At 70.9% G+C, this 26,305-nt stretch carries 20 protein-coding genes, 1 tRNA gene and 1 pseudogene; 16 read left to right on the forward strand and 6 right to left on the reverse strand.

What is annotated here, in order from left to right; genetic code table 11:
• Positions 1-101: 101 nt before the first annotated feature.
• Together KBY47_RS10385 and KBY47_RS10390 are read right to left on the reverse strand one after the other, a co-directional pair.
• Positions 102-2,684, reverse strand: coding sequence for an FtsX-like permease family protein (locus KBY47_RS10385; protein ID WP_210920726.1), 2,583 nt, complete (start codon positions 2,682-2,684; stop codon positions 102-104).
• Positions 2,681-3,469 (reverse strand): ABC transporter ATP-binding protein, encoded by a 789-nt coding sequence (locus KBY47_RS10390; protein ID WP_210920727.1) that lies wholly within the window; start codon positions 3,467-3,469, stop codon positions 2,681-2,683. Before KBY47_RS10390 ends, KBY47_RS10385 begins: the two co-directional genes overlap by 4 nt.
• Positions 3,470-3,986: 517 nt before the next feature.
• On the opposite strand from KBY47_RS10390, the gene KBY47_RS10395 reads away from it, so the two are divergent.
• From KBY47_RS10395 to KBY47_RS10420, 6 genes are all read left to right on the forward strand, one after another.
• Positions 3,987-5,537 (forward strand): MFS transporter, encoded by a 1,551-nt coding sequence (locus tag KBY47_RS10395; RefSeq protein ID WP_374103064.1) that lies wholly within the window; start codon positions 3,987-3,989, stop codon positions 5,535-5,537.
• Between the two features lie 215 nt (positions 5,538-5,752).
• Positions 5,753-6,592, forward strand: a complete 840-nt coding sequence (locus KBY47_RS10400) for a helix-turn-helix transcriptional regulator (RefSeq protein WP_210920728.1) — start codon at positions 5,753-5,755, stop codon at positions 6,590-6,592.
• Positions 6,564-6,764 carry a DUF397 domain-containing protein gene (locus KBY47_RS10405; protein ID WP_210920729.1) on the forward strand — a complete coding sequence of 67 codons (201 nt, stop codon included), beginning with the start codon at positions 6,564-6,566 and terminating at the stop codon, positions 6,762-6,764. The genes KBY47_RS10400 and KBY47_RS10405 overlap by 29 nt, the downstream gene beginning before the upstream one ends.
• A gap of 290 nt (positions 6,765-7,054) precedes the next feature.
• Positions 7,055-7,825 (forward strand): DUF2637 domain-containing protein, encoded by a 771-nt coding sequence (locus KBY47_RS10410; RefSeq protein WP_210920730.1) that lies wholly within the window; start codon positions 7,055-7,057, stop codon positions 7,823-7,825.
• Between the two features lie 2,110 nt (positions 7,826-9,935).
• Positions 9,936-10,382, forward strand: a complete 447-nt coding sequence (locus KBY47_RS10415; RefSeq protein ID WP_210920731.1) for a DUF485 domain-containing protein — start codon at positions 9,936-9,938, stop codon at positions 10,380-10,382.
• Positions 10,379-11,992 (forward strand): cation acetate symporter, encoded by a 1,614-nt coding sequence (locus KBY47_RS10420; protein ID WP_210920732.1) that lies wholly within the window; start codon positions 10,379-10,381, stop codon positions 11,990-11,992. The genes KBY47_RS10415 and KBY47_RS10420 overlap by 4 nt, the downstream gene beginning before the upstream one ends.
• Positions 11,993-12,075: 83 nt before the next feature.
• On the opposite strand, the gene KBY47_RS10425 is transcribed toward KBY47_RS10420, so the two are convergent.
• The 3 genes from KBY47_RS10425 to KBY47_RS10435 all read right to left on the reverse strand — a co-directional run bounded on the left by KBY47_RS10425 (position 12,076) and on the right by KBY47_RS10435 (position 16,823).
• Positions 12,076-12,984 (reverse strand): cellulose-binding protein, encoded by a 909-nt coding sequence (locus KBY47_RS10425; protein WP_210920733.1) that lies wholly within the window; start codon positions 12,982-12,984, stop codon positions 12,076-12,078.
• A gap of 193 nt (positions 12,985-13,177) precedes the next feature.
• Positions 13,178-15,805 carry an SUKH-4 family immunity protein gene (locus tag KBY47_RS10430; RefSeq protein WP_210920734.1) on the reverse strand — a complete coding sequence of 876 codons (2,628 nt, stop codon included), beginning with the start codon at positions 15,803-15,805 and terminating at the stop codon, positions 13,178-13,180.
• A gap of 7 nt (positions 15,806-15,812) precedes the next feature.
• Entirely contained in the window at positions 15,813-16,823 is a 1,011-nt protein-coding gene (locus KBY47_RS10435) for an SMI1/KNR4 family protein (RefSeq protein ID WP_210920735.1), read from the reverse strand.
• 353 nt (positions 16,824-17,176) lie between these two features.
• On the opposite strand from KBY47_RS10435, the gene KBY47_RS10440 reads away from it, so the two are divergent.
• Positions 17,177-17,692: a YwqJ-related putative deaminase gene (locus KBY47_RS10440; RefSeq protein ID WP_210920736.1), complete on the forward strand. Its 516-nt coding sequence runs from the start codon at positions 17,177-17,179 to the stop codon at positions 17,690-17,692.
• A 76-nt stretch (positions 17,693-17,768) separates the two neighbouring features.
• The gene (locus KBY47_RS10445; protein WP_210920737.1) at positions 17,769-18,263 is read left to right on the forward strand and encodes an SUKH-3 domain-containing protein; all 495 of its coding nucleotides are present in this window, start codon (positions 17,769-17,771) and stop codon (positions 18,261-18,263) included.
• Positions 18,264-18,278: 15 nt separating this feature from the next.
• Here the strand turns inward: KBY47_RS10445 and KBY47_RS10450 are convergent, their stop codons facing one another.
• On the reverse strand, positions 18,279-19,601 hold the full coding sequence (locus KBY47_RS10450; RefSeq protein ID WP_210920738.1) for a sensor histidine kinase: 1,323 nt from the start codon (positions 19,599-19,601) through the stop codon (positions 18,279-18,281).
• A gap of 133 nt (positions 19,602-19,734) precedes the next feature.
• Between KBY47_RS10450 and KBY47_RS10455 the strand changes: the two are divergent.
• The 8 genes and pseudogenes from KBY47_RS10455 (at position 19,735) to KBY47_RS10490 (ending at position 26,255) form a co-directional block, all read left to right on the forward strand.
• Positions 19,735-20,573 (forward strand): annotated as a pseudogene (locus KBY47_RS10455) (hypothetical protein).
• A gap of 8 nt (positions 20,574-20,581) precedes the next feature.
• Positions 20,582-20,654, forward strand: a tRNA-Gln gene (locus tag KBY47_RS10460).
• A gap of 117 nt (positions 20,655-20,771) precedes the next feature.
• Complete coding sequence (gene glmU, locus KBY47_RS10465) at positions 20,772-22,217, forward strand: bifunctional UDP-N-acetylglucosamine diphosphorylase/glucosamine-1-phosphate N-acetyltransferase GlmU (RefSeq protein WP_210920739.1); 1,446 nt, start codon at positions 20,772-20,774, stop codon at positions 22,215-22,217.
• A gap of 135 nt (positions 22,218-22,352) precedes the next feature.
• Positions 22,353-23,333 (forward strand): ribose-phosphate diphosphokinase, encoded by a 981-nt coding sequence (locus tag KBY47_RS10470; RefSeq protein WP_210920740.1) that lies wholly within the window; start codon positions 22,353-22,355, stop codon positions 23,331-23,333.
• A gap of 201 nt (positions 23,334-23,534) precedes the next feature.
• Complete coding sequence (locus tag KBY47_RS10475) at positions 23,535-24,137, forward strand: 50S ribosomal protein L25/general stress protein Ctc (RefSeq protein WP_210920741.1); 603 nt, start codon at positions 23,535-23,537, stop codon at positions 24,135-24,137.
• Positions 24,138-24,254: 117 nt separating this feature from the next.
• Positions 24,255-24,851 carry an aminoacyl-tRNA hydrolase gene (pth, locus tag KBY47_RS10480; protein WP_210920742.1) on the forward strand — a complete coding sequence of 199 codons (597 nt, stop codon included), beginning with the start codon at positions 24,255-24,257 and terminating at the stop codon, positions 24,849-24,851.
• Between the two features lie 64 nt (positions 24,852-24,915).
• The gene (locus KBY47_RS10485) at positions 24,916-25,404 is read left to right on the forward strand and encodes a hypothetical protein (protein ID WP_210920743.1); all 489 of its coding nucleotides are present in this window, start codon (positions 24,916-24,918) and stop codon (positions 25,402-25,404) included.
• 152 nt (positions 25,405-25,556) lie between these two features.
• Positions 25,557-26,255 carry an LPXTG cell wall anchor domain-containing protein gene (locus tag KBY47_RS10490; RefSeq protein ID WP_210920744.1) on the forward strand — a complete coding sequence of 233 codons (699 nt, stop codon included), beginning with the start codon at positions 25,557-25,559 and terminating at the stop codon, positions 26,253-26,255.
• The last annotated feature ends 50 nt before the right edge of the window (positions 26,256-26,305 follow it).

The raw sequence follows: 26,305 nt of genomic DNA on the forward strand, positions 1-26,305 counted from the left end.
CGAGCGGGAAAACGCCCGGTGCCGGGAAGCCCCCCAAGGCTCCCCGGCACCGGGCCGTCCGCACGCCCCCGCAACCCCCGTATGCGGTGGCCGCGGCACGTCTACTCGGTGGCGATCGCGTTCAGGACGTTCATCCGGCCCGCCCGGAACGCCGGGACCAGCGCGGCGAACAGTCCCACGAACGCCGACCCGATGAAGACCCCGATGATCGTCGGCCACGGGATGTCGAGGACGTTCAGGCCCTCCAGGGCGAGCAGCTGCTGCGCCGTGGCGCCCCAGCCCATGCCAAGACCGAGCCCCAGCAGGGCGCCGAAGAGGGCGATGACGACCGACTCCAGCCGGATCATCCGGCGCAGCTGCCGCCGCGACAGTCCGATCGCCCGCATCAGGCCGATCTCCCGGGTCCGCTCGACCACCGACAGGGCGAGGGTGTTCACCACACCCAGGATCGCCACGATGATCGCGAGGGCGAGCAGGCCGTAGATCATGTTCAGGAGCTGCCCGATCTGGTCCTTCAGGGCTTCCTTGTAGTCGGTCTGGTCGCGGACGGTGTACTGCGGGTAGTCGTCCAGCGCCGTCTTCAGCGAGGCGTACGCGGCCTCCTGCTGGCCCTCCTTCGCCATGACGAAGATCAGCGAGTCCAGCGGCATCTTGTCGGCGGGCACGTACTTGGCCAGCGTGTCGATGGAGGTGTACTTGGACCCGGCGTCGATCACGGCGTCGCTGCTGGTGATCGCGCGCACGGTCAGCTCGGCGGGGGCGGACGCGCCCTCGAAGGTGACGGCGATCTTGGAGCCGATGCTGATGCCGTGGTCCTTGGCGAAGTCCTCGTGCACGGACATCGAATCCGGCCGGTAGGCGTCGGCGAGGTCGCCCTGAACCGTCTCGACCCGCAGGTCCTGCGCGTAGGTCGGGTCGGCGGCGGTGATGTCGGTGTCCTTCAGCGTCTTGCCGTCGGGCGTGCGGTAGTCGGCCTTGAGCCACTTGTACTCGGTGACCCGCTCGACGCCGTCCGCCGCCCGCGCGGCCTCGACGGCCTGCGGGGTGATCAGCTGCCCGGAGTCGCTCTGGACGATGAAGTCGGTACCGACGCTCTTGTCCAGTTCCTCGGTCGCGGAGGCGACCATGGACGACCCCACCACCGACAGGCACGCCACCAGCGCGAGCCCGATCATCAGCGCGGCGCCCGTGGCACCGGTACGGCGCGGGTTGCGCAGGGCGTTGCGTTCGGCCATCCGCCCGACCGGGCCGAAGATCCGCAGCAGTACGGCGCTGAGGACCCGTACGACACCGCCCGCGAGGAGCGGGCCGATCACGACGAACCCGATCAGCGACAGCACCACCCCGGCACCCAGCCACAGCGCGCCCTCGCTGGCCTTGGTGGCGTCGGCGGCCAGGAACAGGGCCAGTCCGCCACCGCCGGTCAGCAGCAGCCCGAGCACGGCCCGTACGACACCGGCGCGGGCGTCGGCCGGGGCGCCCGCGTCGCGCAGGGCGGCCATCGGCGAGACCTTGCCCGCGCGGCGGGCGGGCAGGTAGGCGGCGAGGACGGTGACGACGACGCCGAGCACCAGGCCGACCACGGGGGTGGTCCAGGCGACGGTGAGGTCGTCGGTGGACAGGTTCATGCCCACGGCGCCCATGAGCTTCATCAGCCCGATGGCGAGCCCGACGCCCGCCCCGACGCCGAGGACCGAGCCGAACAGGCCGAGCAGCAGCGCCTCGACCAGCACCGACCGGTTGACCTGCCGCCGCGAGGAGCCGATGGCCCGCATCAGGCCGATCTCGCGGGTGCGCTGGGCGACCAGCATGGAGAAGGTGTTGATGATCAGGAAGACGCCGACCAGGAACGCGATTCCGGCGAAGCCGAGCATGGCGTACTTGATCACGCCCATGAACTGCTGGACGTCCTCGGCGTTGGCGTCCGCGACCTCCTGGGCCGTCTGCACCTGGTAGGCGCCGTCGAGCGCGGCGCTGACGTCCTTCTTCAGCTGGGCGTCACTGACACCGGAGGCGGCGGTGACGTTGATGTTGGTGTAGACGTCCGGCTCGCCGACGAGGGTCTGCTGGGCGGTCTTGGTGTCCAGGTAGAAGATCGCGGCGCCGGGGTTGGTGACCTCGAAGGCGGCGAAGCCGGAGACCTTGGCCTTGTGGGTGCCGACGACGGTGATGATGCCGATCTCGTCGCCGAGCTTCAGGTCGTGTTTGTCGGCGGTGTCGGCGTCCACCATCACCTGGTCCGGGCCGCGCGGGGCGGCGCCGTCGGTGACGGTCATGGTGCGGGCCTCGTTGCGGTTCCAGTTGCCGACGATCGTCGGGGCGCCGCTGGTCGGGGAGAGGCTGTCCTTGTCGGCGTCGATGACGGTGACGGAGGTGGAGAAGACGGCGCCCTCGGCCGACTTCACCCCGTCGACCTCGCCCACCCGCTCCAACACGGACGCGGGCATGACAGGCGGCTTGCCGTTGTCGGCCGTCGTCTCACCGGTGTCCGAGGAGTCCTTGGAGCTGACGGTGACATCGGAGGAGGTGGCCGCGAACAGCTTGTCGAACGTCGTCGTCATCGTGTCCGTGAAGACGAGCGTGCCGCAGACGAAGGCCACCGACAGCAGGACCGCCACGGCCGACAGGGCCATGCGTCCCTTGTGCGAGAAGAAGTTGCGCATCGAGGTCTTGAGCACGGTCATGACGTGCGCCCCCGCGCGTCGAAGTCCTTCATGCGGTCGAGAACCGTCTCCGCGGTCGGCTTGAGCATCTCGTCGACGATGCGCCCGTCGGCCAGGTACAGCACCCGGTCCGCGTACGAGGCGGCCACCGGGTCATGCGTGACCATCACGATGGTCTGCCCCAGCTCGTCCACGGACCGCCGCAGGAAGCCCAGCACCTCGGCGCCCGCGCGGGAGTCCAGGTTGCCGGTCGGCTCGTCCCCGAAGATGATCTCCGGCCGGGCGGCCAGCGCCCGCGCCACCGCGACCCGCTGCTGCTGGCCACCGGACAGCTGCGTCGGCCGGTGCTTGAGCCGCTGCGCCAGACCGACCGTCTCGACGACCCGCGCGAGCCACTCCTTGTCCGGCTTGCGCCCCGCGATGTCCATGGGGAGCGTGATGTTCTCCAGCGCGTTCAGCGTCGGCAGCAGGTTGAACGCCTGGAAGATGAACCCGATCCGGTCCCGGCGCAGCTGGGTGAGCTTCTTGTCCTTCAGCCCGGTGATCTCGGTCTCGTCCAGATAGATCTGACCGCTCGTCACGGTGTCCAGCCCGGCGAGGCAGTGCATCAGGGTGGACTTGCCGGAACCCGAGGGCCCCATGATCGCGGTGAACTGCCCGCGCGCGATGTCCACGTCCACATGGTCCAGGGCGACGACCCGGGTCTCCCCCGACCCGTAGGCCTTCACGACCTGCCGCGCCCGCGCGGCAACGGCCGTACGCCCTCCAGTACCCCCGTGCCTGGGAATGGTCACAGCCGATGTCACGGTATGTCTCCTAAGTCGGTCTTACGAATGAGTCGGTGTCACGAACAAGCCGGTCTTACGAACAAGTCGTGTGCCGCAGCCCCGCACCAGCGTGCCGGGTGAAGCGGACGTCAGCCCTACGACTGCCGCACATCTGAAGTCTGGTCGCCGAGACGGGTCCGGCGCGCTGGTGCCGGGCCCCGTCTTGTGCGGGGGAAAACCCCACCCCCGAAGCTGCGGCCAGTGGTACCGGCCGTCCCCCCGGCCGTTCCTCCGACCGCTCCCCCGCGGCGTAAAGCCAGGTTAAGGACGCACCCGGCCCCGTCTCGTCCTCCGCCGGTACCAACCCTCCCCGAGACGTAGTACGGAGATACCCCTAAGGGGCCTCCACCCCCAGGGGGACCCGGAGTAGGGGTCGTCTCCGCCTCCAGACCCAGGCACTCTCCACCCTCCCGCCGCGTGAGGCTCAAGTGGGAAGCTGTCCGACGGCAGATAGGTGCAAGGGGCACGCGGCGGCCAGGAGAGCGAGGAACCTGAGGTGGGCGACACCGGAGGTCATGCGGTACCCGACAAGCGCGGCGCGGTCGTGGCGGCCCTCATGCTCGCCATGGCCCTGGCCGCGCTCGACTCCACCATCGTCTCCACCGCCGTACCGCAGATCGTCGGCGACCTCGGCGGCTTCTCCGTCTTCTCCTGGCTCTTCTCGGGCTACCTGCTCGCCGTGACCGTCACCCTCCCCGTCTACGGCAAGCTGTCCGACACGTTCGGCCGCAAACCCGTACTCGTCATCGGCGCCGCGGTGTTCCTGCTCGGCTCACTCCTGTGCGCCCTCGCCTGGAACATGTGGGCCCTCATCGCCTTCCGCATCGTCCAGGGACTCGGCGGCGGCGCCCTCCAGGGCACCGTGCAGACCCTCGCCGCCGACCTCTACCCCCTCGAACAGCGCCCGAAGATCCAGGCCCGGCTGTCGACCGTATGGGCGGTGTCCGCGGTCGCGGGGCCCGCGGTGGGCGGCCTCCTGGCGGCGTACGCGGACTGGCGCTGGATCTTCCTGGTCAACCTGCCGATCGGCGCCGTGGCCCTGTGGCTGATAGTCCGCCACCTCCACGAACCCGCCCGGCAGTCCCCGACCGGCACCCGCCCCCGCGTCGACTGGGCGGGCGCCCTGACCATCTTCGCCTGCGGCGGCGCCCTGCTCACGGCACTCGTCCAGGGCGGGGTGGCCTGGTCCTGGCACTCCACCCCGTCCCTGACCCTGCTCGGCACCGCCGCGGCCCTGGTCGTGGTCGTCGTACTGATCGAACGCCGGGCGGCGGAACCCATCATCCCCGGCTGGGTCTGGCGCCGCCGCACCATCGCCGCGGTCAACCTCGCCCTCGGCGCGCTGGGCCTCCTCATGGTGGCGCCCACGGTGTTCCTGCCGACGTACGCCCAGTCCGTCCTCGGCCTGGCCCCCGTCGCCGCGGGCTTCGTCCTCTCCGTCTGGACCCTCAGCTGGCCCATCTCCGCGGCCCTCAGCCAACACGTCTACCGCCGCATCGGCTTCCGCTCCACCGCCATGCTCGGCAGCGCCCTCGCCGCGCTCATCCTCCTGGCCTTCCCCTTCCTCCCCTATCCCGGCTCGGCGTGGCAGCCGACCCTGCTGATGCTGCTCCTCGGCGCCGCCCTGGGCCTCTTCCAACTCCCGCTGATCGTCGGCGTCCAGTCCACCGTCGGCTGGGCGGAACGCGGCACCACCACCGCGTCCGTCCTCTTCTGCCGACAGACCGGCCAGACCATCGGCGCCACCCTGTTCGGCGCGGTCGCCAACGGCGTCCTCGCCTCCCGCCTCGGCGGCGCGAGCGATCTCGACTCCGTCACACAGGGTTACGACACGGGGACGGCGGCGCCGGAACCGGTGCGGGGCGCGATCGCCGACGCGGTCCACGCGGTGTACCTGGGCGCGTCGGCCGCCGCGGCCCTCGCCTTCCTCGCCCTGCTCCTCCTCGCCCCGCGCCGCTTCCCCGTCCTCACCCCAGCCGCAGACTCCGCTCCCGGTCCCGACACCGAGGACACGCACACGGCGGAAACCGGCCCGCCGAGTCGATAGGCGCGTCCAGCTTCGACGGCCGGAACACCAGGGTCGGGCCCCAGGTGCGGCCACCGTCCCGGGAGACGCGGAGGGTGAGGCGGGGGGTGTCGTCGTCGGCTTCCATGCTCTTCTCGCTTTCTGTGCTGTTCCGTACACAGCGTGCAGTCGGAGTGGGTAGCCTCGGAAGGTGACGGAGCGTGACAACGGAGGCGGCACGGAGGGGAGTTGAACACGTGGCCATCGAGGACAATCCGCGGTCGCGGGAGAAGTACGGGGAGGAACTGCGGAGGAGGCGGGAGGGGGCGGGGCTGACACAGGAGGAGCTGAGCCAGCGTGTCGTGATGTCGCGCACGCACATCGCCCATATCGAGGCGGGGCGGCGGAGGCCGGATGTGGAGGATGCGCGGCGGCTCGACCAAATGCTGGGGACGGACGGGTTCTTCGAGCGGTTCCTACCGGTGCTGGACGGGCGGAAGGTCTCCGAACACTTCAAGGGGGCCATGGAGTTCGAGGCGAAGGCAACCGAGATCCGGCTCTACGCCCCCAAGCTCGTGCCGGGCATCTTGCAGACGCCTGCTTACGCGCGCGAGGTACTCAGCTCCGGCGCCTCACCCAGGACGGCCGAGGATCGCGACAAGCTCCTGGCCACCCGCCTCGAACGTGGTCGCATCCTCGACAACTTCTACTCGCCTGCGGTGTGGGCCATGTTCGACGAGGCTGTACTACGCCGCCCCATCGGCAGCCCAGCCGTGATGTGCGAGCAGCTCCGGCACATCGTGTCCTTGGCCGAGAGCCACCGCATTCGCGTACATGTGCTGCCCTTCGCGCGTGGCTATCACGCCCTCCTGGAGGGCTTCGTCTCCCTCATGTGGTTCGAGGACTTGCCGCCCGTCGCCTACGTGGAAGGCTTGAAGTCAGGGCGCCTGTGGGAACTTCCACCCGTGGTCCGCGAGTGCCAGAAGGCCTACGATCACGCGCTGGGCGACGCCTTGTCGCACCAGGAGTCCCTGGCACTGCTCAGGTCGGTCACGGAGGATTACGAGCATGAAGTACAGCAAACACACCATCCCTGACGCATCGGTACTGACCGCTTGGCGCAAGTCCAGTTACAGCGGTGGGGACAGTGGGGACTGCCTCGAAGTGAACGGCACCGCCGTCCGCGACAGCAAGAAGCCCACGGGCCCGGCGTTGATCTTTTCCGCCCCCGCATGGGGGGCGTTTATCGCATCGCTCACGGGAAGGTGACCGTTCATTACGTTTTCCGCACAGGGATATTTGGATCCTTAATGGCTCTCGATTAACCAATTATCCACGCGCCCATTCACCCGTTTGCCCCGCATCCAACTGAGTGAGGCAACGTTAGTCGGTATATGAATGAGGCAACCGAGGAGGCGTCGGCCGACCTCAAAGCGACCGACTCCCTGCTGTCGGAATTCCTCGACGCGATGGCGACACTCGAAGCCGACCTCGCTCCGAGATGGCCGAGATTCGAGAGTGGACGCTTTCCAGCCAGGGCGGAATAACTCGGCCGCGCCATGTACAACGAAGAGATCGATTACGGCCGAGCAGCGTCGGCCCCGTTGGTGCCGCCGGAAGCGACCTGGGATCCGGCCGAGGAACTGGCCTGGATGCTTCAGGAAGCAATGGTCGAGCAGCCTCCGGTAATTCCGGGACCCCGCGACGAGCAGTCGGTCACCGCACCCCCGGCAGGTTCTCATCTGAGCAACCTCCAGGAAATCACGGCAGAACTACCGCCGTTGAAAAGATCCTCTCACAGTCATCGCAGGGTCCGGGAGCGTGGCCGCCTCAACGCACTGCGGTCCATCAGTTACCTCATTGCGGCGATCGCGGCGGTTATCGCGTCCGCGGTGAGTTTCCTCAGCGGAATAGTCGCGGGGGATCCCCTGCGGGCGGTGGCCGCGGCGCGTACGCAGGGCGGGGTCATCGCGTGGTGGCCGTTGCTGGTGTACGGCCCGTGGCTGGTCGCGTCACTTTCGATCCTCAGGGCGGCCCTGCACCGACGCCGGGCGACGCACTCGTGGTGTGTGGTCGTCCTCTTCTCGGCGATCGCCATCTGCCTGAGCGTCGTACAGGCGCCGCACACCTTCATCGACAGCACGGCGGCAGCGCTGCCGGGCCTCGCCGCCCTGGCCTGCCTCCAGCAGGCGGTACGCCAGATCACCCTGACCCGGACACCGCGCCGAGCGGCCCCACGCCACCGAGTACGGCAAACAGACGCACCCCCGAAGGACCAGGAACCCCACGAGGACGACACCCCCAACCCCCGGCATCCCCACGCCCCCTGAAGCCTCAACGCCGACGCCTTGGCGCAACTCCCACTGCAGCAAGAACCCCACGGGCCCCGCATTGACCTCTTCCGCCCCGCAGAGGGGAGGGAGGGGGACGTTAACCGCATCCCTCACCAAGAAGTGACCGTCGGGGCCGCCCGCTTCTTGGCCAGTGTCGTGCTTCCGCGACCCGGCCTCAAGGGCGCTCCGCTACGCTCCGCGTCGGCTACGCCGATAGCCCTGCGGGCCACCCTTGACCCCGGCCCGCTCCAGCCCGGGTGAGAAGCGAGCGGACGGCCCGGAAAGACGGGTGGCCGGGGCGTGTTCTCCCTTCGGGTGGGCTGCGTGGCGGGCCGGGGTGGCGGGGGCGCGTCGGCGCCTCGCCAGCACGCCGGGCCGGCTCAGCGGCCTGCGGCCCGGTGGGCGGTGCGCGCCCGGTGGCCGGGGGCACGCCGGGATGGACGTGGCGGCTGACGGCCGGTTAGGGACGCGCGTCCGGTGGGCGGAGGCACGCCGGGATCGGCTTGGCGGCCATCGGCCTGTGTGCGGCTGGGGAGACGCGAACGGTAGTCACCAAGCACGCTCGCTTCGGCGACCGACCGTCGGTGGCGGGTGCGCGCCGGGTGAGTGGACCACACCGGGCGGACTAGGCCACTGACAGTGACGGCGTAGTGGGCGGGGCGCGCCAGGCAGTCGGGCCACGCCGGGCGGACTTGACGGCTGACAGGCCAATGGACGGGGCGCGCCAGGCGATCGGGGCACGCCGGGATGGGTTCGGCGGCAAAGGGCCGGTGGGTGGGGGTGGTCGCGGGCGCGTCCGGTGGATGGGGGCACGCCGGATCGGCTCAGCGAGCCTCGGAGGGCGGGCAGGTGTGTGGGGGCGCGGGAAGCACGGGGGCGGGGCCGGGGCCTCGCCGGGATGGGCTGGGCCTGGCCATCAGGCGGACGGACGGGCATAAACGACCCTCACCAGCCACACAAACCTCACCAACCCCAGCAAACACACCCCCCGACACCAATTGGCCCCTTTGACCCACACGCCACCTGACCAGGCACGACATACCCCCACCTCACAGAGGATGCAGGCCAGACAGGCCATGAGCCAAAGGCACCAATCACTCCCACAGGACTCACTCACGAGGCTGATGTGACCCCAGAGGTCCCTGACCCGAGTCCCAACAGCCACCCACACCCCACCCAACCGAAAACCCCCAGCACCGGCACGCCCCACAGCAACCGGACCCCACCACCCAGGCACCCCACCCACGAACCCACACCACCCACCAGCCCGAGCCAGCCGCCGACCCCACCTGGCATGCCCCCCGCCTGACGCGCACCCCACCACCAGCCAATGGCCGCTTAGCCAGCCCGGCGTGCCCCCGACAACCAGGCGCGCACCCGCCACCGGCCGATAGCCGCCAAGCCCATCCCGGCGTGCCGCCACCCGCCTGACGCGCAACCGCCCACCGGGCCGCCACCCGCTGAACCCGCCCGGCGTGCAGGCGAGACGCCGACGCGCCCCCACCACCCCGGCCCGCCCCACAACCCACCCGCATGGCCAACACGGCCCGGCCCCCCGTCTTTCCGGGCCGTCCGCTCGCTTCTCACCCGGGCTGGAGCGGGCCGGGGTCAAGGGGCGGCCGCAGGCCGATCGGCGTAGCCGACGCGCAGCGGTAGCGGAGCGCCCTTGAGGCCGGGGCGCGGAAGCACGACACTGGCCAAGAAGCGGGCGGCCCCCACGGTCACGGCGCGTAACCGCTCCGGGAATCTCAGGTTCCCTCAAGCTGCGCCCTGGTCAGGGGGCCGATGTCGTGGGGCCGAGGTGCTTCGCGAGAGGCTGACCGGTGTCGGGAACCCGTCACTCGGGCGGACCTTCCGCTTCACGAGGTGGGTAGGGCTCCGGGGGAGGGGGGCGGGGCTGAGGTCTTGGTTCTTGGTTGTAAAAGTCTGAGTTAACGCGGGTAACAGCCCAGGTCAGCGGCTTCCCCGGTGCGTTCGCGCGTACCGACCAATCAGTTTGGCGAAAGCCTTACGTTCGGGTCTACGGACGAGTAACGTGCGTGCCCCGCACCACGCCCCCCACTCCCTGCGGTCCCTCAGGGACCTGAGCCGCGCAAGGAGCGCCGGGATGTCCTACGAGCCGTATCCAGCCAATTCCCATCCACATCCCCCTCATCTGACCTACCCCTGGCTGCCGCCACCCCCGGCCGCCCCGCCCGCCGCCGCCCCGTCCCGGGCGCCGCAGCATCCGCCCCTCGGGCACCACAGTGACCTGCGGATCCTGCGGACCGCCTACCGTTGGCAGCGGCGCGTCGCGACGCTCGCCGCGCTCGGGTACTTCGTCCTCTTCCTCGTGCTCTCCGCCTTCGCACCCGGGTTCATGGCCGGTACCGTCGCCGACGGGCTCCCCGTCGGGCTGGTGCTGGCGCTGGCCCAACTGCCCGTGACCTGGCTGGCGATCGCGCTGTACGAGTACACCGCCCACCGGTACGTCGACCCCCTCGCCCGGCGCATCCGGCGCCAGGCCGAGGTCGACGCCAAGCGTGCCGGGCACGGGGGAGTCACAGGCCGATGACCGGGTTCAGCGACTCCGACCAGGCCATGTCCCTGGTCGCCTTCACCGCCGTAGCCACCGTCACGCTGCTGCTGTGCGTGATGACGGGGCCGGACCGTGACGACCTCGACGAGTTCTACACCGGGTACGGGTCACTGTCCCCGATGCGCAACGGGCTCGCCATCGCCGGTGACTACATCTCCGCCGCCACCGTCCTCGGCACCGGCGGGGTCATCGCGCTCTACGGCTACGACGGGATCGTGCTCGCGCTGAGCACGGCTCTGTCCCTGCTGTTGCTGATGTTCCTGCTCGCCGAACCGCTGCGCAACGCGGGCCGGTTCACCATGGGCGACGCCTTCGCCCGCCGTATGCCGGGGCGCTCCGCGCGGATCGCGGCGTGTGTGGTGACGCTGGCCGCGCTGCTGCCGATGATGCTCGTACAGCTCGCGGGGACCGGGCAACTGCTCGCCTTCATCCTCGGGTTCAGCAGCGACGAGCTGAAGACCGGCGTCATCATGGGCGTCGGCGCGCTGATGATCTCGTACGCGGCGATCGGCGGGATGAAGGGCACGGCCCTGATCCAGATCCTGAAGATCGTGCTGCTGCTCGGCTCCGGTGCCGTCATCGCCGCGATGATGCTCAACCGGTTCGACTGGAGCCCGGGCGCCCTGTTCGACGCGGCCGCCGCCAACAGCGGTGTCGGGGACTCCTTCCTCAGCTCCGGCCTCCAGTTCCAGCGCGGCTCACAGCCCGAACTCGACATGGTCAGCTCCCAGCTGGCCGTCGTCCTGGGCGGAGCCTGTCTGCCGCACGTCACCATGCGCATGTACACCGCCTCCAGCGCCCGCCAGGTACGGCGGTCGATGTCCTGGGCGGTGTCCTGCGTGGCGCTGTTCGTCCTCGTCATCACCGTCGTCGGCTTCGGTGCCACCGCCCTGATCGGGCGCGAGCCGATCGCCGCCGCCGACCCGCAGGGCAACACCGCCTATCTGCTGGGCTCCCGGGCCGCGTTCGGCACCGAGGTGTCCACCCTGGAGACGTTCCTCTTCACCACGGTCACCGCTGCCATCTTCCTCACCGTGCTCGCCTCCGTCGCCGGGATGATCCTCGCCTGCGCCAACTCCCTCGCGCACGACGTGTTCGCGGCCCGGGTGCAGGAGATGACCCCACGCCGGGAGATGACACTGGCCCGGCTCTCCGCCCTGGCGGTCGGGCTGCCCACGATCCTGCTCGCCACCCTCGTCCAGCACCGCAGCCTGCAACCGCTGGTCACGCTCTCCTTCTGCATCGGCGCCTCGGCCCTCGCGCCCGCCCTGGTCTACAGCCTCTTCTGGCGCCGCTACACCCGCACCGGTCTGCTGAGCACCCTCATCGGCGGCACCCTCGCGGTCCTCGTGCTGATGCCGGGCACCAACCTCGTCTCCGGCTCCCCGCACTCCGCCTTCCCCGAGGCCGACTTCAACTTCTTCCCCTTCACCACCACCGGCCTGGTCTCCATCCCCCTCGGCTTCGCCTTCGGCTGGCTGGGCACCGTCCTCTCCGGCCGCCGCAAGGCCGACGAACAGCGTCGGCAGTACGAGGCAGTGGAGGGATGGATCCTCGCGGGGATCACCCGCAGGGGCGGCAAGTGACCCGGCAGGCAACCACCGGACGGGCTGACGGACGGGACGGGCGCCGGACGCGCTGACGCACGTGCTGACAGTGGCGGTTACGGCTACTCCGCGATCGCCCGTCCGCCCGTGAGCGCCGCGATGGTGTCGCGCACCTGGTCCATCTGCGCCTGTACGTCGTCCCAGCGCTCGCCGTGCTCACGCAGCAGCCGCTCCGTCTCCCGGGCGACCCGCTCGGCGTCCGCCCGCGCCCCGTCGACGATCTCGGCGGCGCGCGCGGTCGCCTCCTCCTGCCGGCGCCGTACGGACTCCTCCGCGTCCGCGAGTTCCTGCCTGGCCTCGGCCAACGCGGCATCGGCGCGCGCCGCCGCCTCGGCGTGGCGCGCGTCGAAGGCGGCCTCCCGTTCGGCGGTCTCCCGCTCCACGGCGGCGCACCGCTCGGCCTGCTCCCGCTCCTGCTCGGCTAGCAACGCGGCGGTGCGCTGGCGCACCTCACGCAACACGGCGAGCACCTCGGCGCGCCGCTCCTTCACCTCACGCCGGGCGGCGACCCGGATCTCGTCGGCCTCGGCACGCGCCGCGGCCAGCCGCTTCCCGGCCTCCTCCTCGGCCTCGGCGCGCACTCCGTCGGCGTACTCCCTGGCCTCCCGCATCAGACCGTCCCCCCAGGTCTCCGCCCGTGCCAGCTCCTCCCGCCCCGCGCCCCGCGCCCGCTCCCGCACGTCCGCCGCCTCTTCCTCCCCGAGCAGGAAGAGGCGCCGCGCGCGCTCCCCGAGCGACTCGTACGTCTGCGGCCGCAGCTCCGCCACGACCTCCCGCAGATCCTCCAGGTCCTCCTCCATCTCGCGGGCGAGGACGGTGAGGCGGGCGGCCCGCTCCCACGCCGCGTCCCGGTCGTCGGAGAGCGCCACGACGAACGCGTCCACCTGTCCGGGCCGGTAGCCGCGGCCCCGGACGGTCGTGAACCCATAGGGCACATAGGGCACGTGCGGCGGCATCGACGCGCTGCTCATCCTGGAACCCCTCTCCACCGGTCACGCGAAGGACAGCGAGGGGCGAACGACGCCCTTCGCTGCATTTGGCGCACATCTTGATGGATGAGAGGGAAGTGTTCATAACGCGACACTCCGCCCACAAGTCACGCACACAAAAGGGCTGGGTCCGGTCACACGACCGGACCCAGCCCCTGGCAACTGACCAACTGCCCTACAGCAGCCCGTCCCACATCTGCTCCAGCAGCACCGACCACCAGCTCTCCGGCGAACCCAGCGCCGCCGGATCGAGCGCCGCCAGCTGGGCCTGGAAGTCCACCGTCCAGCGGCCCGCCTGCTCCTGGTTCAGCCCGAACCGCAGCCGCCACATCCGCCCCAGCAGCGCCAGGCACCGCGTGAACTCCGGCAGCCCGGTGTTCACGAACTGGGGCGGCACCGGCGCACCGCCCGGACCGGCCTCCACCGGCACGGCCACGATGTGCGCGGTCCCGTACTGCACACAGATCGCCTTGCCGAAGTCGCTGCCCATCACCAGGTACGACCCCGCGTCCGACGCGGGCTGCACCCCACGCTCGGCCGCCAGCTCCGCCAGCGTCGGCACCGGCCGCCCCGGCTGGGCCTGCGCCCAGAAGAACGGGCCCATGTCCACCGGCAGCCCGGCCACCATCAGCGTGTGCGCCACGACCGGCGGCACACCCTGCCGGGACACCGCCGCCTGCTCGAACCGGAACACCCCCGGCCCGAACGCCGCCGCCAGCTCCTGCGCCACGCCCTCCGGCGGGACCGGCGGCGCGGGCTGCACGGGAGGCAACGGTGCCCGCACCGGGGCGGGACGCGCCGGGCCGTCCGCGACCTGGTGCAACTCGCCCTGGTGGGACAGCAGCTGCCGCATGCCCTGCTGCCGGCTCGCCTGATCGGTGCCGTACGGCGCGATCGACGTGATCCGCGCCTGCGGCCACTGCTCCCGGATCATCCGCGCGCAGTACGCGCCCGGCAGCTCGCACGACTCCAGCTCGGTGTGCAGCTCCAGCACCTGGTCCGGCGGCACGTTCATGGCCCGCAGCTCATGGAAGATCTGCCACTCCGGGTGCGGCGTACCCGGCGCCGAACGCCGGATCAGCTGCTGCTCGGAACCGTCCTGCGCGCGGTAGCGCAGCACGGCCTGGTAGCCGGGGCCGACGGTGGGCTGACCGGTCGGCTGCTGCGGGTAGCCGTACGCCGGGGGCGGGCCGCCCGGTGCCGGGGCGCCGGGGGGACCGGGCGGCATCGGCTGCGGGGGAGGCGGGGGCGGGGGCGGCGGCGCACCCGGGCCACCGACCGGCGGCGCGGACAGCATGGTCTCGGCGTGGTGCACGGCACCGTGCGCACCACCGGCGGAGCCGCCAGGGGCGCCCGGGGCACCGGGGGCGGCCGGGGCACCGGGGGCGCCTGGACCCGCCATGCCCCCGGGGCCGGGGTCGGCGAGCATCGTCGCGGCGTGGTGCACGCCACCCGGCGGGGTTCCGGCACCACCGGCACCACCAGGAGCACCGGGCGGACCGGGCGGACCGGGCGGGGTGGGGGGAGCAGGAGGGCCGGGCGGGTTCGGAGCGCCCGGTGTGCCCGGCGGAGGCGTGCCAGGGCCGTCCGGGCCCAGCGACGACACCATCTGCGTGGGCACGTACGCCCCACCGGTACCGCCAGCACCACCGGGCACCCCCGGCGGCGAAGGCGGCGGCGGAGTGGCGCCCCCGGCCCGCGCACCCGGCGCCCCGGGCGCACCCGGCGGAGGCGGCGGCGCGACCCCGGCGCCCCGGCGTGGCGGAGGCGCGGCCTTGCTCGTCGCGGCGTCGGCGATGTCCCCGGCGTTCGGCGCGAGCGGGCGCTCGGGCGCAGGCGGGGTGGGTGCTGGCGGGGCAGGCGCGTGCGGAGCGGGCGGGGAAGGCGGGGTGGCAGGAGGCGTCTGACCCGGCCCCGGCGCACCCGGCGGCGTCTGACCCGGCCGCCCCGGCGCACCCGGCACCCCGGGTCCCCCGGGCACCGCAGGCGCCACCGCCGTCGGCGGCAGCTGGCTGCCCCCCGACATCAACGCCGTCGGAGCCTCCGGCGGCGTACCACCGGAACCGGAACCGGAGGAACCGGAACCGAAGCTGGGGCCGCCACCGGCCCCCGGCCCCGCGTCCCCGTCGCTCAACTGCGGCGCGTACACCGTCTCCGGCAGCGGTACGGAACGGTCCTCGCCCCCCGCGCCATTGGTGTCCGTACCCGCCCACGGCGTCGCCCCGGCGGGCGCCCCCGGCGCCGCGTCGTCGGCGCCCGCGGCGGCGGGCCAAGGCGTGGCCCCACTGGACCCAACACCACTGGACGCACCGCTGGACACACCAGCACTGGACGCACGAGCACTGGACGTGCTGGACGCACCAGCACCCGAGGCGCCCCCGGAAGCACCACCCGCCCCGGACGTCTCCGCCTCCCGCCGGTCAGGAATCCCGATCCGGTCCGCCGCCTCCTGGAGCCACTCCGGCGGAGTCAGCAGGAAGGACGTCTGATTGAGGTCCACCCGGGCCGGAGGCGCGGGCGGCGCGTCGGACACGGCGTCCGCCTGGCCGCCGTACTCCTCCTCGTAACGGCGGATCACCTCGCCCACCGGCAGCGAGGGCCACAGCGTGGCCTCCCCGCTGTCGCGGGCGATCACCAGCCGCTGGGTGCCGCCGTCGGAACGCGGCCCGTCGGCCCGGTCCTCGGCCCACACCACGAAACCGAGGTCGAACTCCCGCACCCGCACCTCACGATGCTGGTACGACGGCACGTCCCCGTTGATCCACTCCTCGGCGCGCTCCTGCGCCTGCGCGAAGGTCACCATCGCCAGCTCACTCCCCCACCGGGACGGAACGGGCGAACCCGCCGTCCACCATCAGGTTCGCCACCGTGTCCAACTCCGGCGGCGAACCCGCGAGTCGGGACAGGAAGGCGTCGAAGTCCTCACCGCAGGGCAGCAGCAGCCGCTCCACCCGTTCGGCGGGTGACCACGACGGGTCGACGTCGCGGGCGTCGTCGTAGGCGCAGAACCACACCGACCCGATCCGCTCGCCCTTCACCTTCACGGCGAGCAGACCGCCCTGGACGAAGGCGACACCGAGGTAGTCCTTGGTCAGGTGGTCGCGCAGGCACTTGTTGACGTAGACGAGGTCGTTGACCGCCGCCTCGTCCCGCACCGTGAAGAACGGCTGGTCGATCAGCAGCCCCAACTCCGCGTCCAGGGCCGTCCCCACCGGCGCGCAGCCGCCCGCCGCCTTCAGGAAGGTGCGGTACGCGCCCGGCAGCCGGTAGCCGAGGTCCTCCTCGACACCGAGGACCTGCGACTCGGTCACCGCCACCGACGCCTTCGGCAGTCCGAAGTGCGCGGGCCGGGTCTCCTGGAGGGGCCGGGTGCCGCGCTTGGTGTGGTCGACGGCCGTGGTGGCGATGCCGCCGTGGTGCCGCAGCAGCGCCTTCACCTCGACCGGCACCAGCTCCAGGCGCCGCGTCCCGACGACGTGGTGCCAGGTCCAGCCGTGCGGCGTGGCCACCGCGGGCACGGTGTCCCAGAGTTCATGGCCGGATGCCGAGAGCGCCGCGTTCGCCGACACGTAGTCCGTGAGCCGCAGCTCGTCGACGCCGAAACCCTCCGGGGGCTCCGCGATCTCCGCCGCCGCACGCGCGTAGGCCGAGAAGTCGGGGTAGCCGTGCTCGTCGACCCGTACCCCTCTGGGATGACGCGACGCCCGGACCGGATCCGGGAAGTGCACGACCTGCCCGGCGTAGGCCGCGTTCGGCGGCGCAGCTTGTCCCCCGGCCTGGCGGCCGGGAGGTGCCCCCAGCCCGAGCCGACCTGTCGTCATGGCGGTTGCCCCCTGCGGCACTCTGGTACGGCCCGCGACGACCGCCCTTGGCCGTCACACCCCGTATCGGTTTCCGATCTTGCGCGGCCGGGACCCGGCGCTGGTGCCGGTCCCCGTCCGCGACGCGTTGCCCGCGCAAGCGCGGTGCCCGACAGCCTATGCGGTACGCCTCCACCGGTCACCGGCACCGGTCGGCACCCCCTCCGCTTCGCCCCCGCCACCGTGACCAGCCGTCACCCCGCCGTGACGCACCGCCCCGACCGGGCGTGTCGCACCGCCCCAGCTTCCGCACCAGCCACGCCATTTGGCAGTCTGTGACATCCGGGGGGATGCACTGGAGGGGAAAAACGATCATGAACGCGACACAGACGGGGCCGCACACCAGCGCATCAGGCGACCCACGCATCGGCTGGAGCACCAGCGAGGCCAACCAGGCCCCTACGCTCCGTCACCGCCGCGACGGCATACTCCCCACCATCGCCGCCGCCCTCTCCGTCCGCGGCGCCACCCTCACCGGCACCGCCGCCCGCGGCGACCAGCCGCCCGCCCTGCACCCCCTCGTACAGGACTTCCTCGACACCCTCACCAGCGCCCAGCGCGACCGTTTCACCGGACGCTGCGCCGAGACCATCCTCATCTCCCGGCACATCGCCACCGCCGACGCCGCCCGCAGCAAACGCGCCGCCCGCAAACCCATGACCAACGGCGAAGCCCGCAAGATCCTCAAGCAGGCCAAGCTCACCGCCCGCCGCATCCGTGAGGACGGCGACCCCCTGCACGGCAGCTACGCCGCACCCTGCCGCGCCTGCGCCGCACTCAGCGCCCACTTCGGCGTCCGCGTCGTCGACCCGACGGCCGGCGACGACTGAACACCGCGCGCCCCACGGACGTAACAAGAAACACGAAGAACCCGCGAGACCCGCACACCAGACGATCGAAGGGCAGATGCACACCGACCGCACGTCGAGCACCCGCTTCCCCGTCCCCGTCGACGCCGCCCTGCGCGCCGCCGGCTGGCAGCCCGGACACTGGGACATCAAACAGGCGGAGATCTGGGCCGACACCCTGCGCGAGCACACCTCACCGGCAGGACACCGGCACGCCGTCTTCCCCGCCGCCGTCGAGGCCTGGGCCGAATTCGGCGGACTGCACCTCACCCCCAGCGGCACCGGCCGCCAGCTCGCCCCCACCGCCGTCCACCTCGACCCCCTGCACGGCCTCCACATGGCCCGCACCCTCGGCGACCTCGGCCGCGCCCTCGGTACCGAAGTCAGCCCCCTCGGCACCGAGACCGACACCGAGGCCCTCCTCGCCATCGACGCCGAGGGCCGCGTGTACGTCCTCGACCACACCGGCGACTGGTACCTCGGCCCCACCATCGACCATGCCCTCACCACCCTGGTCACGGGCATGGAACCGGTACGGCTGACCGCCGGCTGACGGATACGGCTCCGCCTACGACGCCGGGATGACCGCCGACACCCGGAAACCCCCCGCGTCCGTCGGCCCCGACACGAACACCCCGCCCAGCGCCGCGACCCGCTCCTTCATCCCCACCAGACCGTTCCCACCGGACGGCAACCGGGCCGACGACGCCGACGACGCCTCCGGCGGCGGCTCGTTCTCCACCTGCATCGCGATCTCCGACGCCCGATGCGCCAGACGGACATACGTCTTCGCGCCCGCCGCGTGCTTGTGAACGTTGGTCAACGCCTCCTGCACCACCCGGAACGCGGTCTGCTCCACCTCCGCGGCATACGCCCGCACCTCCCCCACCACCGACAGGTCCACCACCATCCCCGCCGCTGCCGACTGCCCGATCAGCTCGTCCAGCTCATCCAGACAAGGTCCCTCCACGTCGTCCGCCACCCGCGAGGCGGCAGCCGCCGCGGCCGCCCCGACCGCCGCCAGCGGCGGCGCCCCGGCACCCGCGCCCTCGGGCCGCCGCCCGCCGTCCGAACTCCGCAGCACCCCGAGCATCTCCCGCAACTCGGTCAGCGCCTGCCGCCCCATGTCCCCCACCAGGGCCGCGTTCCGCACCGCCTTCTCCGGGTCCTTCCGCGCCACGGCCTGGAGCGCCGCCGCGTGCACCACCATCAGACTCACCCGGTGCGCCACGACGTCGTGCATCTCCCGCGCGATCCGCGTCCGCTCCTCGTTGCGCGCCCACTCCGCACGCTCCTCGGCCCGCTCCGCCAGCAACTGAAGCTCCCGCTCCAGACTGTCCGCCCGCTCCCGGAGGCTCTCCATCAGCCGCCGCCGCGCCCCCACGTACAGGCCCAGCAGCACCGGAGGCGCGGTGATCCCCAGCGAGGCGGTGACCGAGATGAACGGCACGAACCAGTCCCCGCCGAAGCCCTCGTACTCCCCCCGCGTCATCCCCTGCTGGGCCCGCACGAACGTCACGATCAACGTGCCCACCAGGGACATCCCCGCGAGCGAGGCGATGATCCGGCGGGGCAGCTCGGACGCGGCGAGCGTGTAGAGCCCGACGACGCTCATCAGGAAGCCCATCTGGGCGGGCGCCACGGCGATGGCGACCAGCACCACCGCGATCGGCCACTGGCGCCGCACCAGCAGCACGGAACCGGCCAGCAGCCCGAAGACGACCCCCACCGCCACCGGAAGCCCGGCATCCCCCGCGAACTTGACGCCCTCGGCCCCGCACTCCACGGCGGACAGCAGGGCGAGCCCCCCGTCGAGCGCGGCACTGCGCCGCCGCTCCCACCACCACGGCCCTCCCCGGGCCGTCACATGCTCTTCCCCCGTCGCGGTCATGCCTCCAGCCTACGATCGCCCGCCACCCCTTTTCCGGCGACTTCCGCAAGCGATACGTCGCGATAGCCCTCGAACTGGTGGACCCGCCGCGCCCCAGGCCCGGAACCAGGCATTCCTCCCGGACGGTATGCCCATGGCACATGCACAGAACAGGTACGCGGACTTCGAGGAACTGCGTGAACGGGCGGTGGCACTGCGACGCCAGGGCCACCGCCTTCGCCGGATCCGCGACGAACTGAAGGTCTTCAACAACGACGTCCTCAACCGCCTGGTGCAGGGCGAACCCCCGCCGGAGTGGACGAAACGCCCCGAGCGAAGGACGACCTGAGGGCAATCAACCGGGAACTCCGGCTTCAGGGGTGGACGTACGACCAGATCCCGGTGGAACTGGGCTGCTCGAAGAGTTCCATCGCGCTGTGGGTACGGGATCTGCCTGCACCTCTACGCAGCGCACAGCCGACCCAGGTGAGGGCGGCACCACGAGCCCGTCCCGCGCAGGATCCAGCCGAGAGGGAGGTCGCCGCGCCAGAGATCGGCGCTCTGTCTGATCGAGAGTTGTTTCTCGTCGGGGTTGGCCTTTACTGGGCTGAGGGCGCGAAGGCCAAGCCAGGCTCCTACCGCCGGGTCATCTTCGTGAACAGTGATCCGAACATGATCCGCCTCTTTCTTGCCTGGCTCGATCTACTGGGCATGGCCCCGGAGCGCCGCCGGTTCTCGGTCGACATCCACGAGTCGGCAGACGTGCCAGCGGCTGAGGTGTACTGGGCTCGCCAGGTCGGCATCGAAGTGCGCACCCTTCTGAAGACCTCCCTGAAAAAGCACAACCCCAAGACCAACCGCACCAACGTGGGGGATGACTACCATGGCTGCCTTCGCGTCGCCGTGCTCAAGAGCGCCGAGCCGCACAGCCAGATCGAGGACTGGTGGAACCAGATCGTTCTTGGCAGCCCACTAAGCTCGGGTATGGTCTGACGCAGCCATCCGCCATGGGGTAACTGGTAGCCCGCGGGCCTTTGAAGCCCTGTAGTGCTGGTTCGAATCCAGCTGGCGGAGCTGCAACGTGCGGGGCCCTGACAGCCATGTCAGGGCCCGCTCTCATGTCACCCCCAAACGCCCCCGGTATCCTGCGCATGTCACCCCACCCCATCCCAAAAGCCGAAGGGCAACCCCGTGAGCGCCATTCGCCCGGCAGCCGTCGTCGTACTCGCAGCGGGTGAGGGCACCCGTATGAAGTCGGCCACACCGAAGGTCCTGCATGACATCTGTGGCCGTTCCCTCGTGGGCCATGTGCTGGCCGCCGCCGGTGAACTGGAGCCGGAGAGCCTCGTCGTCGTGGTCGGTCACGCGCGTGAGCAGGTGACCGCGCACCTCGCCGAGGCCGCCCCCGGCGTACGCACCGCCGTGCAGGCGGAGCAGAACGGCACGGGGCACGCCGTACGGATGGCCCTGGAGGAGCTGGGCGGCGCGGTCGAGGGGACCGTCGTCGTGGTCTGCGGGGACACTCCCCTTCTCACCGGGGAGACGCTCGCGCGGCTCGCCGCGACGCACGGCGACGACGGCAACGCGGTGACCGTGCTGACGGCCGAGGTCCCGGACGCCACCGGGTACGGGCGGATCGTGCGGGACGAGACGGGCGCCGTGACCGGGATCGTCGAGCACAAGGACGCCACCGACGTCCAGCGGGCGATCCGAGAGATCAACTCGGGCGTGTTCGCGTTCGACGGGCGGCTGCTGGCGGACGCGCTGGGCAAGGTGCGTACGGACAACAGCCAGGGTGAGGAGTATCTGACGGACGTGCTCGGCATCCTGCGGGAGGCCGGGCACCGGGTCGGGGCGTGTGTCGCCGCCGATCACCGGGAGATCGCCGGGATCAACAACCGGGTGCAGCTCGCGGAGGCCCGTCGCATCCTCAACGACCGGCTGCTGACCGAGGCGATGCTGGCCGGGGTCACGGTCGTCGATCCGCCGACGACGTACGTCGACGTCACCGTCACCTTCGAGCAGGACGTCGTGGTGCACCCGGGGACGCAGCTCCTCGGGGACACGCACCTGGCGGAGGGCGCGGAGGTCGGCCCGCACAGCCGGCTGAAGGACACCCGGGTGGGTGCCGGGGCGAGGGTGGACAACACGGTCTCGGACACGGCGGACATCGGTCCGCAGGCCAAGGTCGGCCCGTACGCGTATCTGCGGCCGGGCACCCGGCTGGGGCTGAAGTCGAAGATCGGTACGTACGTGGAGACGAAGAACGCGTCCATCGGCGAGGGCACGAAGGTGCCGCATCTGTCGTATGTAGGGGACGCGACGATCGGTGAGTACACGAACATCGGTGCGGCGAGCGTGTTCGTGAACTATGACGGTGAACACAAGCACCACACCACCATCGGCTCGCACTGCAAGACGGGTGCGGACAACATGCTTGTGGCTCCGGTCACGATCGGCGACGGCGCCTACACCGCCGCCGGGTCCGTGATCACGCGTGATGTGCCGCCCGGTTCGCTGGCCGTGGCCCGTGGCCAGCAGCGGAATATCGACGGTTGGGTGGCCCGTAAGCGTCCGGGGAGCGCGGCGGCGAAGGCGGCCGAGGCGGCTTCCCGGGAGCCGGAAGGCGAAGGCTGACCGGAAACAGGTGCGTCTGGGACGGCGTACCGTGATAAGTGCACACCCGCACCTAACCAGCTGAGACGGCGTCCGGCCCGCCCGCTGTGACGTCGTGTCCACACCCAGCTGCGACACCTCTGAGGAGACAGTGCTGTGACCGGGATCAAGACGACCGGCGAGAAGAAGATGATGTTCTTCTCCGGCCGCGCCCACCCCGTGCTTGCCGAGGAAATCGCCCACCAGCTGGGTGTCGGGGTCGTCCCGACGAAGGCCTTCGACTTCGCCAATGGCGAGATCTATGTGCGGTATCAGGAGTCTGCCCGTGGCGCCGACTGCTTCGTGATCCAGAGCCACACGGCTCCGATCAACCAGTGGATCATGGAGCAGTTGATCATGATCGACGCGCTGAAGCGTGCGTCGGCCCGTTCCATCACGGTCATCGTGCCCTTCTACGGTTACGCGCGGCAGGACAAGAAGCACCGTGGCCGTGAACCGATTTCGGCCCGCCTGATCGCCGATCTGATGAAGACGTCGGGCGCGGACCGGATTCTCGCCGTGGATCTGCACACCGATCAGATCCAGGGCTTCTTCGACGGTCCCGTGGATCATCTGTTCGCGCTGCCACTGCTGGCGGACTACGTGGGCGCGAAGGTGGACCGGGCGAAGCTGACCGTGGTATCGCCGGACGCGGGCCGGGTGCGGGTGGCCGACCGTTGGTGCGACCGGCTGGGCGCGCCGCTGGCGATCGTGCACAAGCGGCGGGACAAGGACGTGGCGAACCAGGTCACCGTGCACGAGGTCGTGGGTGATGTGGAGGGCCGGATCTGTGTGCTGGTGGACGACATGATCGACACGGGTGGCACGATCTGTGCGGCGGCGGACGCGTTGTTCGCGCACGGTGCGGAGGACGTCATCGTGACGGCGACGCACGGTGTGCTGTCGGGTCCGGCGGCGGACCGGCTGAAGAACTCGCGGGTGAGTGAGTTCGTGTTCACGAACACGCTGCCGACGCCGGGTGAGCTGGCGGACGACCTGGACAAGATCAAGGTGCTCTCGATCGCGCCGACGATCGCGCGTGCGGTGCGTGAGGTGTTCGAGGACGGGTCGGTGACGAGCCTGTTCGACGAGCAGTAGGCGGCCCTGGCCGGGCGTTCTGCTTGATCGATTTTTCGCGGCCTTCCTGGCCGAGTATCCTGCTGGGGTTGCTCGGCGAGGGAGGCCGTGGTCCGTGTGTGGCACGGATGTACGGCGGTCCGTTATCGACGCGCTCTTCGTAGCAGGCCGTTCGTGGCCGGGTGACCTGGTCCGTCAACTAGCTTTCTACGAGGAGTGATCATGTCTGAGGTGAAGCTTTCCGCCGAGACCCGTACCGAGTTCGGTAAGGGTGCCGCCCGTCGTATCCGTCGCGCCGACAAGGTTCCCGGTGTTCTCTACGGCCACGGTTCCGACCCGCTGCACCTGACCTTCCCGGGCCACGACCTGCTGCTGGCGCTGCGTACGCCGAACGTGCTGATCTCGCTGGACATCGACGGCAAGTCGAACGAGCTGGCGATCCCGAAGTCCGTGCAGCGTGACCCGCTGAAGGGCTTCCTGGAGCACGTGGACCTGCTGCTGGTCAAGCGTGGCGAGAAGGTCAACGTCGAGATCCCGGTCGTCACCGAGGGCGAGCTGGCCGCGGGTGGCAACCTGCTGGAGCACGTGCTGAACGCGCTGCCGGTCGAGGCCGAGGCGACGCACATCCCGGAGCAGGTCACGGTCTCCGTCGAGGGCCTGGAGGCGGGTGCCTCGGTGCTGGCGAAGGACATCGCCCTGCCGAACGGTGTGACGCTGGCCGTCGACGAGGACGCGGTCGTCCTCCAGGTGCTGGCCGCGCAGGCCGAGGAGGCCCCGGAGGGTGCCGAGGCCGAGGGCGAGGGTGAGGCGGCCACCGAGGCCTGATCCTCACCTTTTCGTCGTTTCGTCAGCCGCTGTTCCGCCCGGGTCGGGTGGGGCAGCGGCTGGCGCGTATGCAACGCGTGGTCCGCGTATTCAACGCGTATTCGAGGAGAGACGGACGTGACGACCGATGCCGGTGCCCCGTGGCTGATCGTGGGGTTGGGCAATCCGGGGCCGGAGTACGCGATGAACCGGCACAACGTGGGGTTCATGGTGGCGGATCTGCTGGCGGAGCGGATCGGGGGCAGGTTCAAGCGGGCGGGCAGGGCGCAGGCGCAGGTCGTGGAGGGCCGGATCGGTCCGCCGGGGCCGGGCAGCCGGCGGGTGGTGCTGGCCAAGCCGATGTCGTACATGAACCTGTCGGGTGGTCCGGTGAACGCGCTGCGGGACTTCTACAAGGTGCCGGTGGCGCATGTGGTGGCGGTGCATGACGAGTTGGACATCGACTACGGCACGCTGCGGTTGAAGCTGGGTGGCGGGGACAACGGGCACAACGGTCTGAAGTCGGTCACGAAGGCGATGGGGCCGGACTATCACCGGGTGCGGTTCGGGATCGGGCGGCCGCCGGGGCGGATGCCGGTGGCGGACTTCGTGCTGAAGGATTTCGGGTCGGCGGAGCGCAAGGAGCTGGACTACTTCGTGGACCGGGCGGCGGACGCGGTGGAGTCGTTGGTGATCGATGGTCTGGAGCGGGCGCAGAGTACGTACAACTCCTGACTTGTCCGTTGCCCCACCGGGCTCGAGTTGACTGACCGTGCAGGCATGGCCAAGGATCGCGGCCATGCCCAAGGCCGCCGTCAGGTCCGGCCAGGGCGCCGCCGTCGCGTTGCGGTTCGGGCGGCTCGCGGTGATGGGGGTCGTCGCGGCGCTGATCCTGATCGCGGGGGTGTGGGCGTCCTGGGGGACCGCGCAGTACGTGATGCTCACCAAGGGCCGGGAGTCCGGCACGGTGGCGGTGACGCGGTGCGACGGGGAGCTGTGCGGCGGCCCGTTCACCGGGGACGGTCCGGCCCTCCGGCGCGGTGATGTGGTGATCGAGGATTCCGTGGCCGTGGAGAAGGGCCGCACCTACGCCGTCGTCGTGAAGCCCGGCAGTGACGAGGCGGTGCGCTCGGGGCCCGCCGGGGTGCTGTACGCGTGGGTGCCGCTGGGCGGCGCGCTGCTGCTCGCGTCGGTGGTGGTGGCGGGCGGGCTACGGCGTCCGCGGGCGGGCTGGGTGCTGGCGGGGGCGGGGGCCGCGCTGCTCACCGCCGCGTTTGTCGCGGTCTGAGCTTGTCGCGGTCTGAGAACAACTGTCCGACTTCCACGACTGTGGATCATTCGAGTGTTCTCTGTTCGTCATTGACCTGCGGCCGCCCGGTGCAGGAAGCTGAGCCGCCCCCCTCACATCTTCCCCATAGGTAACAGAAGATGGGTTGACTCATGCGTACCCTCACCCGCGCCGGTGTATTCGTCACCGCCGCCTCCTCCGCCGTCCTGCTCGCGGCCCCCGCCGCCCTGGCCACCGCGCCCGGCGACAACGGCACCGTCAAGATCCACGATGCGGTCACCGGCGAGGAGCAGCGCCAGAACGAACCGCACGTGTGCACCTTCTACCTGGACGCCTTCGGCTTCGACGGTGTCCAGGAGGTCGACTGGCGCATCGATGCCTGGGCCCCCAGCGCCGAGGTGAAGGGCGAGACGGTCGAGTCCGGCGCCATCACCCTCGACGCCGAGGGTCACGGCCGTACCGACGACCTGTCGCTGCCCGACGGCCACTACAAGCTGTTCTGGAACTTCGAGGGCGAGCACGGCTCGGCCAAGCACAAGGTGTTCTGGACCGACTGCGAGGACGAGGACGGCGGTTCGGAGCCCACGCCGTCCGGCTCCGCGTCCGAGAGCACCGGTACGACGGCCTCGCCCTCCCCGTCCGCCGGTGAGCCGGGTGAGTCCGGCGAGCCGGGCGAGGAGGTCGCCCCGGGTGCCTCCCCGTCGTCGTCCCCGTCGGCGCAGGGCGACAGCGGGAACCTCGCCGAGACCGGCAACGGCGCCCCCGTCGGCCTGCTCTCCGGGCTGGCCGCGGCGCTCGTCGCGGCGGGCGGTTTCCTGCTGTTCCGCCGCCGGAAGGCGCAGCAGGGCTAATCCCTTGGGGTGAAACCTGGATACGGGCGAACCCGGACACGGGTGAACCC

It is taken from the genome of Streptomyces sp. B93, assembly GCF_018070565.1.
Taxonomy (GTDB): Bacteria; Actinomycetota; Actinomycetes; order Streptomycetales; family Streptomycetaceae; genus Streptomyces.